The organism is Halomonas sp. 111, assembly GCF_052379685.1.
Taxonomy (GTDB): domain Bacteria; phylum Pseudomonadota; class Gammaproteobacteria; order Pseudomonadales; family Halomonadaceae; genus Vreelandella; species Vreelandella citrativorans.
In genome coordinates, this window is record NZ_JBQSYV010000013.1 from 76,368 (window position 1) to 94,517 (window position 18,150).

The 18,150-nt window shown below is 55.3% G+C and carries 15 protein-coding genes; 4 read left to right on the forward strand and 11 right to left on the reverse strand.

The window, feature by feature from the left end:
* Window positions 1–394: 394 nt before the first annotated feature.
* The 7 genes from aroB to pilM are packed head-to-tail and all read right to left on the reverse strand — an operon-like array spanning window position 395 to window position 7,040.
* Window positions 395–1,501 carry a 3-dehydroquinate synthase gene (gene aroB / locus ACT3T7_RS11270; protein ID WP_172118668.1) on the reverse strand — a complete coding sequence of 369 codons (1,107 nt, stop codon included), beginning with the start codon at window positions 1,499–1,501 and terminating at the stop codon, window positions 395–397.
* Window positions 1,498–2,064, reverse strand: a complete 567-nt coding sequence (gene aroK / locus ACT3T7_RS11275) for a shikimate kinase AroK (protein WP_192526567.1) — start codon at window positions 2,062–2,064, stop codon at window positions 1,498–1,500. Before aroK ends, aroB begins: the two co-directional genes overlap by 4 nt.
* Window positions 2,064–4,103, reverse strand: a complete 2,040-nt coding sequence (gene pilQ, locus ACT3T7_RS11280; protein ID WP_444631094.1) for a type IV pilus secretin PilQ — start codon at window positions 4,101–4,103, stop codon at window positions 2,064–2,066. Before pilQ ends, aroK begins: the two co-directional genes overlap by 1 nt.
* A gap of 60 nt (window positions 4,104–4,163) precedes the next feature.
* Window positions 4,164–4,694: a pilus assembly protein PilP gene (locus ACT3T7_RS11285; protein WP_172118665.1), complete on the reverse strand. Its 531-nt coding sequence runs from the start codon at window positions 4,692–4,694 to the stop codon at window positions 4,164–4,166.
* Window positions 4,691–5,413, reverse strand: coding sequence for a type 4a pilus biogenesis protein PilO (locus ACT3T7_RS11290; RefSeq protein ID WP_172118664.1), 723 nt, complete (start codon window positions 5,411–5,413; stop codon window positions 4,691–4,693). The genes ACT3T7_RS11285 and ACT3T7_RS11290 overlap by 4 nt, the downstream gene beginning before the upstream one ends.
* Entirely contained in the window at window positions 5,410–5,982 is a 573-nt protein-coding gene (locus ACT3T7_RS11295; RefSeq protein WP_444631095.1) for a PilN domain-containing protein, read from the reverse strand. The genes ACT3T7_RS11290 and ACT3T7_RS11295 overlap by 4 nt, the downstream gene beginning before the upstream one ends.
* The gene (gene pilM / locus ACT3T7_RS11300; RefSeq protein ID WP_444631096.1) at window positions 5,979–7,040 is read right to left on the reverse strand and encodes a type IV pilus assembly protein PilM; all 1,062 of its coding nucleotides are present in this window, start codon (window positions 7,038–7,040) and stop codon (window positions 5,979–5,981) included. Before pilM ends, ACT3T7_RS11295 begins: the two co-directional genes overlap by 4 nt.
* Before the next feature lie 193 nt (window positions 7,041–7,233).
* On the opposite strand from pilM, the gene ACT3T7_RS11305 reads away from it, so the two are divergent.
* Window positions 7,234–9,759 (forward strand): penicillin-binding protein 1A, encoded by a 2,526-nt coding sequence (locus tag ACT3T7_RS11305; protein ID WP_172118661.1) that lies wholly within the window; start codon window positions 7,234–7,236, stop codon window positions 9,757–9,759.
* A 103-nt stretch (window positions 9,760–9,862) separates the two neighbouring features.
* Here ACT3T7_RS11305 and ACT3T7_RS11310 read toward each other — a convergent pair whose 3' ends face one another.
* The 4 genes from ACT3T7_RS11310 to lhgO form a co-directional block, all read right to left on the reverse strand.
* On the reverse strand, window positions 9,863–11,872 hold the full coding sequence (locus ACT3T7_RS11310) for a TRAP transporter permease (protein WP_444631097.1): 2,010 nt from the start codon (window positions 11,870–11,872) through the stop codon (window positions 9,863–9,865).
* A gap of 34 nt (window positions 11,873–11,906) precedes the next feature.
* On the reverse strand, window positions 11,907–12,404 hold the full coding sequence (locus tag ACT3T7_RS11315; protein WP_444631098.1) for a DUF1850 domain-containing protein: 498 nt from the start codon (window positions 12,402–12,404) through the stop codon (window positions 11,907–11,909).
* 29 nt (window positions 12,405–12,433) lie between these two features.
* Window positions 12,434–13,393: a TAXI family TRAP transporter solute-binding subunit gene (locus ACT3T7_RS11320; RefSeq protein WP_444631099.1), complete on the reverse strand. Its 960-nt coding sequence runs from the start codon at window positions 13,391–13,393 to the stop codon at window positions 12,434–12,436.
* Window positions 13,394–13,513: 120 nt separating this feature from the next.
* Window positions 13,514–14,710 (reverse strand): L-2-hydroxyglutarate oxidase, encoded by a 1,197-nt coding sequence (gene lhgO / locus ACT3T7_RS11325; RefSeq protein ID WP_444631100.1) that lies wholly within the window; start codon window positions 14,708–14,710, stop codon window positions 13,514–13,516.
* A gap of 118 nt (window positions 14,711–14,828) precedes the next feature.
* On the opposite strand from lhgO, the gene csiR reads away from it, so the two are divergent.
* The 3 genes from csiR to ACT3T7_RS11340 all read left to right on the forward strand — a co-directional run bounded on the left by csiR (window position 14,829) and on the right by ACT3T7_RS11340 (window position 18,097).
* Window positions 14,829–15,518, forward strand: a complete 690-nt coding sequence (gene csiR, locus ACT3T7_RS11330; RefSeq protein WP_444631101.1) for a DNA-binding transcriptional regulator CsiR — start codon at window positions 14,829–14,831, stop codon at window positions 15,516–15,518.
* Window positions 15,519–15,664: 146 nt separating this feature from the next.
* The gene (locus ACT3T7_RS11335; protein ID WP_444628711.1) at window positions 15,665–16,843 is read left to right on the forward strand and encodes an acyl-CoA dehydrogenase; all 1,179 of its coding nucleotides are present in this window, start codon (window positions 15,665–15,667) and stop codon (window positions 16,841–16,843) included.
* Window positions 16,844–16,882: 39 nt separating this feature from the next.
* The gene (locus ACT3T7_RS11340) at window positions 16,883–18,097 is read left to right on the forward strand and encodes a CaiB/BaiF CoA transferase family protein (protein WP_444631102.1); all 1,215 of its coding nucleotides are present in this window, start codon (window positions 16,883–16,885) and stop codon (window positions 18,095–18,097) included.
* The last annotated feature ends 53 nt before the right edge of the window (window positions 18,098–18,150 follow it).

Consider the following 18,150-nt stretch of genomic DNA (forward strand, 5'->3'; position numbering starts at 1 on the left):
TTCTTTTCACACAAAAACCTCTACCCGCCTATAACTGGGTGTTTCCCCGATTCACTGCCGCAAGAAAATGGTCGCTCAGCATAGCGACTTGCTCCCCGCCAGCGCAATCACCGCCAACATCAAAACCCCGAAAAGTCTTTTCAAATCCTATAGTTGCAAACCACCCCTCAACGAAAAATGCATACACTTCAAACACTTAAAAAGCCATATAACGATATTTCAACGAAGGATGCCGAGCGTTAAACTTTAGTCTAAGCACCCCTAATATAGCCATGCCGATAGTGCATACGGCATGCTAATAACATTATCCGGCGCATCGCCTGGTAATATCGGGCCATAAAAAAACCCACCTTGTCGGTGGGCTTAGTGAGCACAAAATACGTTTACAGGCGGGTTACAGCCGTGGGTAGTTATCCAACAAAGCACGCACTAACGCCTCTGGCGTCGTGTCATCAACACATGCATCGCCGGTAGCGTTTAGCAGCACCAGCCGAAGTCTGGTATCCACGTTTTTCTTATCCAGACGCATCCGGGCTAAAAAGTCGTCACTTAGCATATCCGCTGGGGCATGAAGAGGAAGACCAGCGCTTTCAATCACCGCCTGGATACGCGTTAAATCCGCACTACTGATACGCCCCAGTTGCTGAGAAAGGGCAGCCGCCATGGCCATGCCTGCACCGACTGCTTCGCCGTGCAGCCAGTTGCCATACCCTTGGTGGGCCTCAATCGCGTGACCAAAGGTATGACCAAGATTGAGCAATGCGCGCACGCCCTGCTCCGTTTCGTCATCGGCCACAATGTCGGCTTTAATCTGGCAACTGCGTGCGATGGCTTCGACAATGGCGTCGGGGCTAATATGACGCAGCGCGGCCATATTGGCCTCAAGCCAGCCAAGAAACGCTTCATCACGAATAAAGCCATACTTGATAACTTCAGCAAGCCCGGCAGAAAGCTCTCGCTCGGGCAGCGTCGCAAGCGTTGCAATGTCGATCAGTACCGCTTTCGGCTGCCAGAAAGCACCAATCATGTTTTTGCCAAGCGGGTGATTAACGCCCGTTTTCCCTCCGACAGAAGAGTCCACCTGGGAAAGCAGCGTGGTGGGCACCTGAATGAAGGCCACGCCACGCTGGTACGACGCGGCGGCATATCCAGCCATGTCACCAATTACGCCGCCGCCTAACGCAATCAGCGTACAGCGGCGGTTAAACCCTGCCTCCAACAGCGCGTCCCAAATGCGGCTAACCTGCTCAATGCTCTTGTACTGCTCCCCGTCAGGTAGAACGACGGTACGCACCTCCACATCGTCAGGAAGATTGGCGCACAGCGCCTCCAGATAAAGGGGCGCGATGGTTTCATTCGTCACCACCATCACCTGCTTACCGGCCAGATAGGGCGTTATCGCCTCTGGGTCGCTCAGCAGGCCGGCGCCAATATGGATCGGATAACTGCGATCACCCAACGCAACATGAAGTGTACGCTGAGCACTGGCGGGCTGTGTCATTGGGATACCTTTGAGTTAAGCGTGGCGCTATTTTCCAGCGGGTCGGTCAAACGCCGCACTCGGCGCAATATCTCATTGACTACGGCGCGCGGGCTACGCCGATCCGTGCGCACTGAAATATCCGAGGTGGCGCGATAAAGCGGGTCGCGGGCAGCAAACATATCGTTGAGCACCTGCTCCCGGTTTGCGCACTGAAGAAGCGGGCGATTACGGTCTTTCGCCGTGCGTTTAAGCTGCTGTTCAACCGTGGTCATCAGGTAGATCACCGTTCCGCGCTCACGCAGCATCCGGCGATTATCCTGGTGCAGCACGGCGCCGCCGCCTGTTGCCATCACCACGCAGGAGAGCCTTGTCAGCTCATCGATCATCTGCAGCTCACGCTGGCGAAAACCGGGTTCACCCTCTACATCAAAGATCCACGGGATATCCGCACCGCAGCGATCCTGTATGGCGTGGTCGCTATCATAAAATGTGCGCGTAAGCTCTGCCGCCAACAAGCGACCTATTGTGCTTTTACCAGCCCCCATGGGGCCGATCAAAAAAAGGTTGGGTAAATCCTGCATCAGCGAACCGCCAAGCCATCGTCAAGTAGTCGTGGAGTAATAAAGACTAACAACTCTACCTTTTCATTGCTCTCTTCGGTATAGCGAAACAGGTGTCCGAGCAAAGGAATATCACCCAAAAGCGGGGTTTTGGTCATTTGGTTTAATTGTTCCGTGGTCAAAATGCCACCCAATACAACCGTTTGGCCATTATCGACCAGCACCTGCGTTTCAATTTGATTGGTATCGATGGGCGGTTCTCCGCCAAACCCCGACTCCCTGAAACTATCATTTTTCACCACCAGGTCCATGATAATACGATTATCCGGCGTGATCTGCGGTGTCACTTCCAACGAAAGCTCGGCCTCTTTAAATTCAGTATCGGGGTTTCCCTGCGCATCGACACTCTGAAATGCGCGCTCCTCGCCTTGGCGAATAATTGCCGTACGCTGATTGGCCGTGATGACCCTTGGCTGCGAGATGGTTTGGCTTTTGCCTTCACTTTCCAGCGCACGAAGCTCCAGGTCCAGCAAAATGTCGCCGGACAAGTAACCAAAGCTAAATCCTGTACCTGGCCCTGAAGGCGCGCCCAGGTCTACCGCTAAACCGCTGCGGGCACGGTTCAAGCCATCGGGGTTGATATTGCGCGGGCCAAAATTGCCGTTATCCAACGCCTGAAAACCTCGCGTCGTCGAAGCGCCCCAGTTAACGCCTAGCGCTCGAGAGGCGGTATCCCGGGCGATAACGATGCGTGCTTCAATTTGCACCTGACGCACCGGCACATCCAGGCGCTCCAAAGTACGCTTGATAATACTTACCTGGTTCGCCGTGTCCTGAACCAATAAGGCATTGGTTCTTGGGTCGACACTGATTCGCCCTTTCTCGGTCAGAAGCCCAAAGCCATCCTCACCCTGCAGCAACTGAGCAAGATCTTCAGCACGCGCATACTTAACCTCGATAAATTCATCAATGGTTGGTGACAGCGCTTCATGATAGCGGTGAGCCTCCATTTCCTGGCGTTCGAGCTCAGCAAGCTCGGCGACAGGCGCCACCAGGATAACGTTGCCATGCTCACGACTTGCAAGCCCTTGGCTTTTTAACATCAAGGCAAGCGCTTGATCCCAGGGCACCTCATTAAGGTTCAGCGTGATACGTCCAGTCACATTTTCGCTGGCAATCAGGTTAAGCCCCGTAAATTCAGCAAGCGTTACCAGCACCGCACGTACCTCCATATCCTGGACGTTCAGGCTTATCCGCTCACCACTAAAACTGTCTTGCGGGAGCTCATGATCGGCCAAGCGTTGCTGGGCAGCAGGCTGTACTTCAATACTCAGCACACGGCCATGTTGTGAAGAGAGCATGGCATAGGGGCCGTCGATGGTAAGTGCCAAACGCGTTTCCTGCGCATCAACGTGAGGGGTAATTCGCATCACCGGTGTCGCAAAATCGGCAACGTCATAAATCTGGCTAAGCGCATCCGGCAGCGTTACGTTAGGCAACGTGGCAATTACCTCGCCGCCCGATACATTCGAATGGCCGCTTTCCTGAACGCTTGCAACGACGCCTTCGCGGTCAAACGTCACCAGCAAGCGACCTGCCTGACCAGCCCCACGCTCAAAATCAATAGCGCTAATCTGTGGGCCCTGGAGGGCTTCAATGGAGCCCTCTATTGGCGATTCAAGCGTTGTCGATTCACGCAAGGAAATTCGTAGCCGATCCCCCATTACCCGGGAGGTGTAATTCGACGAGTTGGCCAGGCCGATAACTAACCGCGTACGGCCACTGCCTTCCAATACCTTAATGTGCTCTACACCCGCACGCGCTACCTCAATGTGGCGATGACCCAAGCCATTTTGTGTATTGGCCAGGTCCAGCGCCAGGCGTGGCGGAGCCTCCAAGCTATAACCCTGAACGTTGGCGACGCCACCGCTGAAGTGCAGATCAATATCCACGGCGCCAGCACTAACTGGATGTACGTCAATATCGGTCAGCACCGACGCCACTGCCTGCCAAGGCAGTACCACCCACACAAGCATAATGATTCGACTAACCACGGCCATGGCGTGCTCCGATAAGAAAAAAAGAGGCTTTCGGTAAGCTCACCGAGTCGCCTGGATTGATCATGGCGGCAATGTCAGCGAAAGGAGAACCTGCTGCTCTTGCCACCCCTGATGAGTAGTAATGCGCTCGGTAATACGAACTTTGTGCGCCTCAATATGCGTGATACGCCCGCCATTGCTACCCGCATGGTCTCCCGTACGAGCACTGGTTACATGCCCATCCGGCGTCTCTATCAACGCGACATGGCGCTCTCCCATAACCAGCGTGCCCACCAGGCGAAGCTCCGAAATAGAGAAACGCTCAAGCGGCCCGGGGGTTCGCTGTGCGTCAGGCACCAGCGGGGCATCCTGGTTTACGTCAGCTATCTGCAAAGGCGACTGCACTGCCTGAAAAGGGTTGCGCGTGTCTGAGTAGCCATACGCCTCTACGGGATATACAACCAGTGGCTCAATACGCGAAGCGGAGGGAGTGCCTGGGGTTTGGCGAATCCTTGAGAGCGTGTCATCCAGTTGATCAAGCTCAGGCCCATGACAACCAGAAAGCAAAACGACGCTGACCAGGCAGCTCATCACGCGGGCAAGCCACTTCACTGATCTTCCTCCCGCCGATTTAAGCTATTTTCGCCGCTACCCTTTTCGCCTTCAGCCTCTTCGCTTTCATCCTGGCTAACAGCATCAGCGTCGCTATAGGCCTTAGCCACAAACGACAGGGACAATCTGCTCGCAGCTTGATCAATCGGCGCAAGCGTAATGTCATGCTGCGTGACAAGGTATTCCAGCTGACTAATATCATTAATAAACTGCGCCAACTGGTGATAGTCGCCTACTACCTGAATCTCAATAGGATGTTCTGACACTTGGCTGACGACAGGACGCAGATAAATATCATTGATGGTGAGCTGGTTCTCATCAGCAGCGTCTCTAATGCTATCCCGTAAAGATGAAAGCGCCGCCGGGGGTGTTAACAGGGCACGCATCCGGGTCATTTGCTCCTCCAGGCCAGCCAGCTGGGTACGCGCACCGTTCAGTAAACCGGCGGCGTGAACGCTGCTGCGGTAATCGCTTAACAGCCTTATCTCTTGTTGCTGCGCCTGTGCCAGCGACGCACGATGCTCACTCACCAGCCATGCGCAAGTCGCCACTAACGCCATTAGAAACACCAGCCCGCCGCTAAGCACTTTTAATAACCAGGGCCATGCGCCTGCATCACGTAAATCAAGCGTCTGCCAGTCAAGCGCACGCAAACGCTGCCACTCTTGCTGCCACACTTTTCCCCATCGCAGCAGGTATAGCGGCGCCCCTGATTTCATGGCGATACTCCAGAATCGACCAAAGAAACGCTCGGCTGGGTGAGGGTTACTTCAAAGTGGAAGGTTCTACCGCTGCCCTGCGGATCACTGGCCATTTCGGAGAGTACCGGAATATCAAACCCCGGCATTTCAGCAAGACGACGTAACTGCTCGGTTATCTGACGCTCATCTTCTGCGACTGCGGATACGCTTAGCCGATTATGGCGCTGTTCAAGGTGCTGAAAGACCACGCCCTCGCCAAGACTTGCGGCAAGGTCGTTAAACAGCTGAGCCGTCTGTGTCCGCTGTTGAAGCAGGCGCTGGAAGCGGGTTAACTGCTGGCGCAGCTGTTCTCCCTGCAGAACAGTGCGTTCAGCTTCACTAATTTCATGTGTATAACGCTCTATATGAGCAGCGATATACGCATTGCGCTGCTCCTGAGCGCCCAGCATCCTCTGATAGACATGCGAAATCCCACTACCCAGCGCGATACCGGCGATCAGTAACAACAGCATGACCGTATAAAAGCGTCGCGTGTACTGTTCTCGGCGCTCTTCCCGCCAAGCCAGCAGGTTGATCGTAATGCTCATAAAGGTGCCCGCATCGCAAGGCCGCTTGCGGTCAGCAAGCCGGGGAGATTCAGAGTAAGCGCCTGCCTATCCACGCGTTTGTTGACCGGCATCGTCTGCAGCGGATTTAGCGGCGTCACCGGTAGCTGACAAGCATCAGCCATAAAGGTCGCTAACTCCGGCAGCGCATTTATATCACCGGCTAGCACGATATGACCCACAGGCGATTGGCGGCTGGTGGCGATATAAAGCTGCAAGGCTCGCGCAATGCTTTGTGCGAATGCATCCAGAAAAGGCTTCAGGACCACGTCCTGAAAATCATCTGGCAAGCCGCCATGCTGCCGAGCCCATAAGGCATCTTCTCGACTGAGCGCGTATCGCTCTTGAGTCGCGGCGGTTAACGGTTCGCTGCCCTGCAGGTTTTCGCGGACGTAAACGGTGCGTGCATTATGAAAAACGCGAAACGTACTTGTCTGCGCCCCGATATCGACCAACGCAACGCTTGCGTCAGAGTCATACGCCGCTGATATCTGAGGGCGCAGCGCAGCAAAGGCACGTTCAATCGCAAAGGTTTCGACGTCCACCGCAACGGGTTCCAACCCTGCGCGTACTAAGGGTTCTGTCAGTTGCCAAACATCCTGTTGACGACAAGCCACCAACATTACTTGTTGTAAATGCGCAGCCAAGGGAGCAGGCCCCATGCATGCAAAATCAAACGCCACTTCATTGAACGGAAAAGGCAGATGACGGTCTGATTCGATCATCAAACGCTCCTCGATTTCCTGCTCGTTCAACTCAGCAGCAAACGTGAGCATTTTAGTAATCGCCATGCTGGCAGGAAGTGCTACCACGGCATTACGCGTAGAGGGCTTGGCGTGGTCAATGGCACGTTTTAAACTATCTGTGACGTAATTAATGTCCTGAATACGCCGTTCAGCCACTGCACCGTCACGAAGTGAGCAAACCGCATGGCTTTCCACTTGGTAGGTGTCGTGACTCTTTTTAAGCTCCAACAGCTTGATGGCGGTCGATGTAATATCGATGCCGATCAATCCCTTACTGGCTTTAAACAGGCGCATTATGAGTTTATTCCTGCCATCTGACATGCCCAAGAAGTAGTGGCATAACGCGCTAGTCAGGTAACGCGCCGTTATATTTACGGCATATCAACACTGGTGGCCGCTGCCTCGCCTTCCTATAATGGCAGCCAATTGCGCGATACGGCCGCTTGGATGCCGATCCTATTCTCCTTTTCATGGGTGCCCTCTGTTCATGACGTTTTTGCGAACCCTCATTCTGTCGCTGTTCTTTCTTATCGTGTCGTTAGTCGGGGCCGCCGCGTTAGCCATGGTGGGCGCGGCTATCTATTTTTCGCCTGGCTTACCTGATGTTCGTCAGTTGCAAGACTTCGAGCTTCACTCACCTCTACGAATTTTCACCAATGACGGTAAGTTAATCGGTGAGTTTGGTGAGGAACGGCGCATCGTCGTTGATTTCGACGAAATACCTCAGAACATGGTCAACGCTCTGGTGGCCGCCGAGGACACCAATTACTTTGAGCACTCGGGGGTTGATCCTCGAGGACTCGCAAGGGCGGCCGTTGAGCTTGCCCGAAGTGGTGCCATTCAATCAGGCGGCTCCACCATCACTATGCAGGTCGCGCGTAACTATATGCTGACGCTTGACCAAACCTTTACTCGTAAGCTGCGTGAAATTCTGCTGGCTCTGCAGATGGAAAAACTGCTCAGCAAGCATGAGATATTCGAACTTTACGTTAACAAAATTTTCTTAGGAAATCGAGCGTATGGCATTGCAGCCGCTGCCGATACCTATTACGACAAGCCGCTTTCCGAACTGACGCTTGCAGAAACGGCCATGATTGCCGGGTTGCCTAAAGCGCCTTCCGCGTTTAATCCGCTGGCCAACTCCGAGCGCTCACTGATTCGTCGCAACTGGATTCTGTTCCGTATGCGCGAGCTGGGCTTTATTGATGACACCACTTATCAGGCTGCCGTACAGGAGCCGGTTACTGCACGTCGTCACTTCACCCAAACCGAAGTAGATGCTTCTTACGTGGCAGAAATGGCGCGTCAATATGCGATTGAGCGCTTTGGCGATGCGGCGTACACCGGCGGCTACCGCATTTATACGACGCTGGACAGTGAGCTTCAGCCGTTTGCCCGCGAGGCCTTGGCCAATGGCCTGCTTGAGTATGATTTACGCCACGGCTGGCGGGGCGCTGAACAGCACGATATAGCTCCCAGTCTCGTTGAAGCCCAAGAGCGTACAGCAACACAGGGGCTGGAAGAAGAGCTTGCCGAGTCGCCTGAAATTCGTCAGACAGCCCGCCAGGCCGCCGAGCGTAGCCAAACGGAAATCGCCGGCGTTGAAGGTGATGTCAGTAACTGGCTGCAGGTGCTTGAGCGCACCCCCAACTATGGTCTGCTAAAACCCGCCATCGTCGTGGAAAGCGGTGGTCGTGAAATGCAGGTACTTACCCGTGGTGGCGAGCTGAAAACCATTAACTGGGACGGCCTAAGCTGGGCACGTACCTATAACAGCCCGCGCAGTCGTGGTGCTGAGCCAAGCTCTGCCGACCAGATTGCCGTACGCGGTGACCTGGTTCGCATTCTCGAAACTCAGGATGGCACCGTACGCCTTTCTCAGCGGCCAGATGCAGAAGGCTCGCTCGTTGCTCAAGACCCACGTACCGGCGCTATTCTCGCCTTGCAGGGCGGGTTTGATTTTAACGCCAGCAAGTTTAATCGCGCGGTTCAGGCACAGCGCCAGTCGGGTTCTATTTTCAAGCCCTTCATTTACCTTGCGGCACTTGAAGATGGCGAAATGAACGCTTCCACTGTGATCAATGACGCGCCTGTTGTATTGGACGACGGCAGTAACTCGCTCTGGCGCCCTGTTAACTCCAGCCGCGACTTCGCAGGACCAATGCGCTTGCGCCCGGCGCTTGCTCGTTCGCGCAACCTGGTCACTATTCGCGTTCTACAGGCAATGGGGCTTGATCATACGATTAACTATCTGGAAGGTTTTGGCTTCGCGCCAGGCCGCCTGCCTCATGGCCTCTCTTTGGCCTTGGGCAGCGCAAGTCTAACGCCCATGGAAATGACCAACGCCTACTCCGTGATTGCCAATGGCGGCTTTCAGGTGGCGCCGTGGTTTATTGAACGCGTAACTCGCAATGATGATCACGAGCTCATTGATGAAGCGACACCCCAAGTGGCTTGCCCCAGCTGTGCAGAGGGACAGGAAACTGTTGAGATTGATGGCCGTGAATACCCGGTTGCCAAACGCGTTGCCAACGCAGCGGCCACCTACATTCTGCGCGATATGCTGCGTGATGTTATTACCTCGGGTACTGGCCGTGGGGCGCTGAGTCTTAACCGTGAAGATATCGTCGGTAAAACCGGCACCACCAACAGCCAGCGTGATGCATGGTTTGCAGGCTTTAACACCGACCTGGTGACGACCGTTTGGGTGGGCAAAGACAGCAACGAAACCATTGCCGAGTATGGCGCCAACGCTGCACTGCCTATTTGGAACGCCTTTATGGGCAAGGCGCTTGAAGGCACACCCTCCGCCGTGCCTGAGCGTCCTGACACGGTGGTGACTGCGCGGATAGACCCTAACTCAGGCCGACGCTTACATGACAACCAGCCGGGAGGCATCAGCGAGTTCTTCCACCGCGACCACTTGCCCGACTACCAGCCGCGCGGAATTAGCCGCGAGCTGGAAGAGGCCAGCGGCTCACAAGGCTCGGGTACAGCGGAATCCATCTTCTAAGTAAGCCTGAAGCCAGTAACCGCTAACTCAAGAAACGCAAAAGCCCGGAAACCTAATGGTCTCCGGGCTTTTTTACATCCAGCTTTCGCCATCGTTTTAAGCGCTATGCAACACTCGGCGCTTCATGCTTACTGGCTCGCCAGTTTGTGCCAATCGCAACGATCATGACGGCAACACCGGCAATCTCGGTGATCAAGCTGGGGTAGAAAACCCCCACAATAGCGGCGCCAATGGCAAGACGCGGCACCCAGCCCATACGGGTAAACAAGTACCCTTCAAGGGCGGCGGCAAAGGCGCACAACGCAAAAATCGCAATGACGGCATTCCAGACCACCACCGGCACCGGGCCGCCGACAATAATCTCCGGATTGAACACCATAAACAGCGGAATGAGATAAAGCCCCTTGGCAAACTTCCACGCCTGAAAGCCGGTTTCCATCGGTTTACTGCCCGCGATTGCAGCCCCGGCAAACCCTGCCAAGGCGATGGGCGGCGTCACGTTAGAGTCCTGGGAGTACCAGAATACTACCAGGTGAGCCACCAGTAGCGGCACGCCAAACTCCGCCGTAAGCGCCGGGCCCACCAGAACAATCAGCACGATATAGCTTGCAGTGACCGGCAGGCCCATACCCAGAATCAGACTTGCCAACAACACCATGACCAAGGCAAGTACCAGATTGCCGCCCGAGAAAGCGAGCATCATGGAGGAGAACTTAAGCCCTAGGCCGGTTAACCCAACCACACCCACGATAATACCCGCCACCGCACACGCCATGGAAACCGCCACGGCATTGCGTGCGCCCAGTTCAAGGCCCTGCACCAACTTCACTAGGCCGATCCAAACCACCTCTTGGGTCCGCCTGAATGTCACCGGCTGGCCTTGGCCAGGCGCGACAAAGAAGTACCATAACGCGTAACGTAAAACCGCCACGGCAATCATGGTAATCACCGCGTAGTAGCCGACCCGCATGGGCGAAAGGTTCATTACCAGTAGCCACACCAGCACGGCCAGCGGCAGCAGAAAATGCCAGCCATCCTTCATGACCTGGCGCATTTTCGGCAGCTCGCTTCTCGGCATGCCCTGCATTCCCTGTTTAAGGGCAATAATATGTACAAACAGATACACCGTCGCGAAGTACATGATCGCCGGTAAAATACTGACTTTGACAATATCCAGGTACGGCGTATTGGTGTACTCGGCTATCAAAAAGGCGCCTGCGCCCATCAACGGCGGCATAATTTGCCCACCAGTGGAGGCAGCGGCTTCAATTCCTCCCGCCTGCCTGGGCTGATAGCCCAGCTTTTTCATCAGCGGGATAGTAAACGCGCCCGTGGTGACCACGTTGGCAATCGCGCTACCCGAGATAGACCCCATGCCCGCCGACGCCAGCACAGCCGCCTTCGCCGGGCCGCCGCGCTGGCGGCCCGTTGCAGCGTAAGCCATATCGATAAAGAATTTTCCCGCCCCGGTGCTCTCTAAAAACGCCCCAAACAGCACAAAGATAAAGATGTAGGTCGCGGCAACCCCTAACGGCAAACCAAAGATACCTTCCTGACCCAAGTACAGCTGGCCTGCTACTCGGTCCAGAGAATAGCCGCGATGATTTAAAATACCGGGCAGCCACTCTCCAAGCCAAGGCAGCTCACCGCGTGGCCCAGCAAAGGCGTATATGATAGCCAGCACGCCAATAATCGTCATCCCGAAGCCCACGGCACGGCGGCTGGCTTCCAATACCGTGACCGTCGCAATGCAGGCCACCAGAATATCGGTTTCACTCCAGAAACCCGCACGATTGATAATCTCGTCTAAAAACAGCACAAGATAGCCGCCGGTAATCAGCGCGCCCGCTAAAAAGACAAGATCAATTCCCCAGCCAAGTACACCTCGCTTACGGTTCGGCCCAAAAACCGGGAACATTAAAAACGCTAACAGCATAATCAGCGCTAGGTGGATACCGCGCTGGTAAAACAGCCCCAACGGCTGAATACCGGCGGAGTAGAGCTGAAACAGGGAAAGCCCGACAGCCACGATGGTGATACACCGCAGCACCAGGCGGGGTTGAATCGCATTACCGCCCGGCATTAATACCGGCGGTGGAGTGGATTCGTTCATGAAGTCCTCGGAAGTGTTGTCTCGCTTGTTTCTTTTAGAAGCGCTCTGGCTCACCCAGTTGGATGATGACTCGCTGCCCTGCCGCTTGCTCGCTCAGGCTAATGTCAGGGTGCTCGCCATCGGGCCATACCACTTGATGGTTGACCGCATTAGCACCGACTCGAAGTACATACCGGTTATTGATGACAGGCTCGTTAATCGCATTGATCCAGTAGCCGCCCTGGCCATCAGACACTTGCTCACCTCGACCCACAATATGCCCAAGTCCTGCGGCAAAGTCGGGCTGGTGGCTGCGCTCAAGCTGCATGACACCGTTGGCGTTGCGATAGCAATCCAGCACTGTGAAGTGTTCAACCGAATGCTGCCACTGAATGCACCAGCGCACGCCTTCAGGAACGGCTTCCTCCAACAGCGTTTCGCCATCTTCAGTGGTAACCGTAAGGTACGCAGACGCCGAGGCGGGGGCAGCCCCAGCCTCGGCGAACGGTAAGCAGACCAACAGGAGCGCCATCAGTTTTTGCTGCCACTGCATGACGAATGCTCCGTTAGATGAAGGCGTCGTTACGGACGCAAACGGTCCGGAATTTCGACATCCATTTCCTCAAAGTAGCGAATTGCGCCCGGGTGCAGCGGCACGGGCGTTGAGTTCATGGTGAACTCAATCGTGGTGTCGTTGGCGGCGGGGTGGACGGCAATCAGCTCATCGGTGTGCTCAAACAGCAGTTGGGTCAGTTGGTAGGCAAGCTCTTCATCCATCTCGGCGTTAACCACCAGGACATTGGGGATGCCGATGGTCTGAACGGCTTCGTCCATGCCGTCGTACATGCCAGCGGCAAGCTCATAGGGAGCAAACACCGCTTCCTCTTCCTGCGCGTTGGCAATTTCTTCATCGGACAGGCTGATCAAGCGAATGTCGCGCGTGGCGGCCAGGTTAAGAATGGAGCTGGTGGGCGGGCCAACACTCCAGAAACCAGCATCAATATCGCCATCGCGGATGGCATCGGCCGTTTCGTTGAAATTGAGCCGCTGAGGAGTAAAGTCTTCGTAGCTAATGCCATTGGATTCCAGTACGGCGCGAGCGTTAAGCTCGGTGCCGCTACCCGGTGCGCCAACCGAAACTCGCTTACCCGCCAGGTCACTGATGCTTTGAATATCGGATTCGGCAAGCGTCACCAACTGCACCGCATTGGGGTAGATAGATGCTAGCGCGCGGGTATTTTCAACCTGTCGGCCCTCAAAGTCACCGGTGCCGGTATAGGCTTGATACACAGTGTCGGCAAGCGCAGTGGCAAGGTCGGCATCGCCGCGCATGATGAGTCCCATATTTTCAACCGAGGCGCCGGTCACTTCCGCCGTCGCTTGAGCACCTTCAATATGGTTATTGATCATTTCAGCCAGGCCGCCGCCAATAGGGTAGTAAACGCCCCCGGTACCGCCAGTGGCGATAGAAAGCTGTTGGGCGCTGGCGGGCAGTGCTATGGCGAGCAGCGATGCTGCGGCTGCATATTTTAGTGTTTGCATGCGAGTTGCCTCCGTCCGGCTTGGACTTATAAGTATGCGTGACGATCAGAATATTTGTTGTGCTTGCCGCTGCATTCGCAGCGGCGGCCACGTGACGTTAGCACGGCTGTTGCGTTGATGTTAATGGGACAATAGTGCCACGACCTGCTGAGTAATATGTGCCCCAATAGGAAGCGCTGACGTTGCCGCTGGCGAAGGAGCATTGCCTACGTTCACCGTCCGCCGTGTATTGACGAATAAAAAGTCATCGACCAACTTACCGTCACGGGATACAGCCTGGGCGCGAACGCCTGCGGGGTAAGGTTGAAGGTTATCAATAGTGATATCAGGGCAATATTTGCGGACCAGCTCCAGGTAGCCACGCTTATAGAACGAGTTTTTCATCTCCCCGATTCCTGGCTTAAGGTGCTTGCCCAATACCTTTAAAGTACCGGGATGGGACAACATCTGAGCTATATCGCGTAGCGACATATCCTGTTTTCGATAGCCTTCACGCTTTAACGCTAATACCGCGTTGGGGCCGACCGTTACCCGGCCATCGATCATTCGGGTTAAATGCACGCCCAAAAACGGCATGCCCGGGTCCGGAATAGGGTAAATCAAGTGGTTAACGATATGATTATGCTGCTCGGGCAGTAAGTAGTACTCCCCCCGGAACGGGCAGATGGTAAAGCCTGGTTTCTGACCCAGCATGCGGATCACCCGGTCAGCCATTAACCCGGCACAGGTCACCAGATAGCGGCTGCTCAACGTATCGCTGGAAGTGGTGACCACCACCTCGGCACGGCGCTCTTCCAACCCTTTCACCTCAACGCCATAGCGAATTTTCCCGCCAAGACGTTCAAATTCAGCGGCCATGGCACGAGTCACCTGGGCATAGTCGACGATACCGCTTGAAGGGACGTAAATAGCGGCCTCGCCACGGATATTCGGCTCACGCTCTTTAAGCGCCTCCGCGCTAAGCCACTCACGCTCCAGACCATTGGCCGCAGTACGTTCCCAAAGCGCTTGCATGCGCTGGATTTCAAGGGCATCGGTAGCCACCAGCAGCTTGCCGCAAATGGCGTAATCGACCCCATGCTGATCACAAAACGCCCGCGTTGCTCGGTTGCCCTCAAGACAAAACCGCGCCTTCAAACTGCCTGGCGTGTAGTACACCCCGGCATGAATAACACCGCTGTTATGGCCGGATTGGTGCTGAGCGGGGCCGTGCTCTTTTTCAAGCACCAGCAGACGCTTATCAGGGTAGGTCTGCTGCAGTTGCATTGCGGTAGACATCCCAAGGATTCCGCCGCCAATAATGATGAAATCCCACATCAATCACGCCTCTTATGCCAAAGTGTTAATTTTTAGTAATAATAGCCGCTATTCTTATATCTTCGCCGGTTTGCCACCCTTTCACCAGCGAGCCGACGTTATAGCAATGGAGATTGCCATGGAGCCAGATGCGCCGCGTCAAAATTTAGCGATTAACGCTTACCGCACGCTCAAGCACGACATTATCCGAGGCCGCTATGCGCCTGAAGAGAAGCTCCTTATGAGCCGCTTAAAGGAGCATTACGGCGTTAGCACCGGGCCGCTACGGGAGGCGCTTTCGCAACTGGTAGCCGACCGCTTGGTCGTGGCTATTAGCCAGCGGGGATACCGCGTAGCGCCCATGTCACTTGCTGAGCTTAATGATATTTACGACGCACGTGCCCAGCTGGAAGGGCTTATTTTGCGCCTGGCCATCGAGCGGGGCGACGATGAGTGGGAAGCCTCGGTGGTAGCCACGGCACACCGGCTTTCCAGGGTAACCGATATCAGCTCACCCGATGAACTACTTGATGGCTGGGATGCACGTCACAAGGCGTTCCATACCGCGATTGCCAGTGGCTGCAACTCCCCTCACCTGCTGCAAATGCGCCACACTCTGTTTGATCAGGTAGAACGTTACCGCCACTTGTGGCTACAGGAAACCGTTATGTCGCCCACTGCACTAGCGCAAAAGCGCCAAGAGCACGCCGCCCTTGTTGAGGTTATTTTGGCCCGCAATGCCGAGCAGGCTGACACGTTAATGCGCGACCACTTGATGACACCAGTCCCCATCATTACGCAAGTGCTTAAGGCTCGCGGCATCCAATAAATTCTTCATTTCAAAAAAATGTAGATATTTTTAAATAACGGCGATAAATTGGAATGGCTTTCAAAGTAGATCGCTGGATCGGCGTGGGCGCTAAGATGTGTCGACGCGAACCTGTTTCCCCTCAAGAATTCTCAGGAGACTACGTAATGACACACTTCAATTGGGACGACCCGCTATTGCTGGAGCACCAGCTCACAGAGGAAGAGCGCCAGATTCGCGATGCCGCCCACGACTACTGCCAAAACAACCTGCAGCCCCGTGTATTAAGTGCATTTCGTGAAGAGCGCTTTGACCGCGAGATCATGACGGAAATGGGAGAACTGGGCCTGCTGGGCGCGACCGTTTCCCCGGAGTACGGCGGTGCAGGCGTTAACCACGTTGCGTACGGCTTGATAGCCCGAGAAGTGGAGCGTGTCGATTCCGGCTACCGCTCAGCCATGAGCGTACAGTCGTCGCTGGTGATGTATCCCATTGAAGCGTACGGCTCAGAAGAGCAGAAACAAAAGTACCTGCCCAGGCTTGCCAGCGGTGAAATGGTCGGCTGTTTTGGCCTTACCGAACCCGACCACGGCTCCGACCCCGGCAACATGATTACCCGCGCGGAAAAAGTCGACGGCGGCTATCGGTTAACCGGCGCCAAAATGTGGATTACCAATAGCCCCATTGCCGATATCGCCGTGGTATGGGCCAAGTCGGCTGCCCACGACAACCAGATCAAAGGCTTTATCGTTGAACGTGGCACAGAAGGCTTCTCCACCCCAAAAATTGAAGGCAAGGTGTCGCTTCGCGCCTCGATTACCGGTGAAATCGTACTGGACGGCGCCTTTGTCCCTGAAGAGAACCTGCTGCCTAACGTCAGCGGCCTTAAAGGGCCTTTTGGCTGTTTGAACAAAGCGCGTTATGGCATTGCATGGGGTGTAATGGGCACTGCTGAATTCTGCTGGCACGCCGCCCGCCAATACACCCTGGACCGCAAGCAGTTTAACCGCCCGCTGGCGGCTAACCAGTTGATCCAGAAAAAGCTGGCCGATATGCAAACGGAAATTACCCTGGGCCTTCAGGCCGCGCTTCAGGTGGGTCGTCTGATGGATAGCGGCAACTGGGCGCCGGAAATGATTTCGCTGATCAAACGCAACAACTGCGGCAAGGCGCTGGATATTGCGCGCATGTCGCGAGATATGCACGGCGGTAACGGCGTTTCCGACGAGTATGGGGTAATTCGCCATATGGTGAACCTGGAGTCGGTGAATACCTACGAAGGTACCCACGATGTTCACGCATTGATTCTTGGCCGCTCTCAAACCGGCATTCAGGCATTTTTCTAAGCTGCCGCGCACAAACCACAATAGGCCACAGGAATCATCATGAGCAACGTAACCAAACCGCTGGCGGGCATTAAGGTACTCGATATTTCTCGCGTACTGGCCGGGCCCTGGTGTGGCCAAATGCTCGCGGACATGGGGGCTGATGTAGTGAAGGTCGAGCGCCCAGGCAGCGGCGACGACACGCGCCACTGGGGACCTCCCTGGCTTGAAAACACCGCAGAATCAGCTTATTACCTGTGCGCCAACCGGGGGAAACGCTCGGTAACGATTGATATGGCCAGGCCAGAAGGCCAAACGCTGATCAAGCAGCTCGTTGCCCAGTCAGATGTGCTGCTTGAGAACTTTAAAGTCGGCGGCCTGAAGAAATACGGCCTGGATTACGCCAGCCTGCAAGCGCTTAACCCGGCACTGATCTACTGCTCGATTACCGGTTTTGGCCAGCAAAGTCCCTACGCCCACCGCGCAGGCTACGACTTCATGATTCAAGCCATGGGCGGCATCATGAGTTTGACCGGCAAACCCGACAGTGAACTCGGTGGCGGCCCGGTGAAGAGCGGCGTGGCGTTTACCGATATTTTTACTGGCCTGTATGCCGCCAACGCTGTGCTGGCAGCGCTTTATCAACGCCGTGACAGCGGCGTCGGCTGCCATATTGATATGGCGCTGATGGATGTCCAGGTAGGCGTGCTGGCCAACCAAGCGCTTAACTACTTAACCTCCGGCAACGTGCCTCAACGCTTGGGCAATGCGCACCCTAACATCGTGCCCTATCAAGCGTTTGCGACCGCGGATGGACACATCATTGTGGCCGTAGGCAATGACGCACAGTTTGCGCGCTTTTGTGAGGTGCTCTCGCTAAGCGATCTGCCGCTCGATGAGCGTTTCGCCACCAACGGTGCCCGCGTTAACCACCGTGAAACACTCGTGCCCCTACTCGAAGCGGCCCTTGCTCAGCGAACCATGGATACATGGCTCACCGCCTTTGAAGCAGCAGGCGTGCCCAGCGGCCCCATCAATACGCTGGACCGCGTATTTGATGACCCGCATGTAAAAGCGCGCGGCTTAAAACAGACCCTGCCCCACACACAGTCGGGCCAGGTGGACCTGGTGGCTAACCCTATTCGCGTCAATGGTCACTCCATAAGCGCCAGCACAGCACCGCCAGGCTTGGGTGAGCATACTGAACGTGTGTTAAACGACATCGGCATTAGCCCGGCCCAACAACAGGCACTGCGTGAGGCAGGTATTATTTGATTGCTCGGCGTATACGGTGTTTACGCCTATTAATTACGCACTATGCTGAAAGC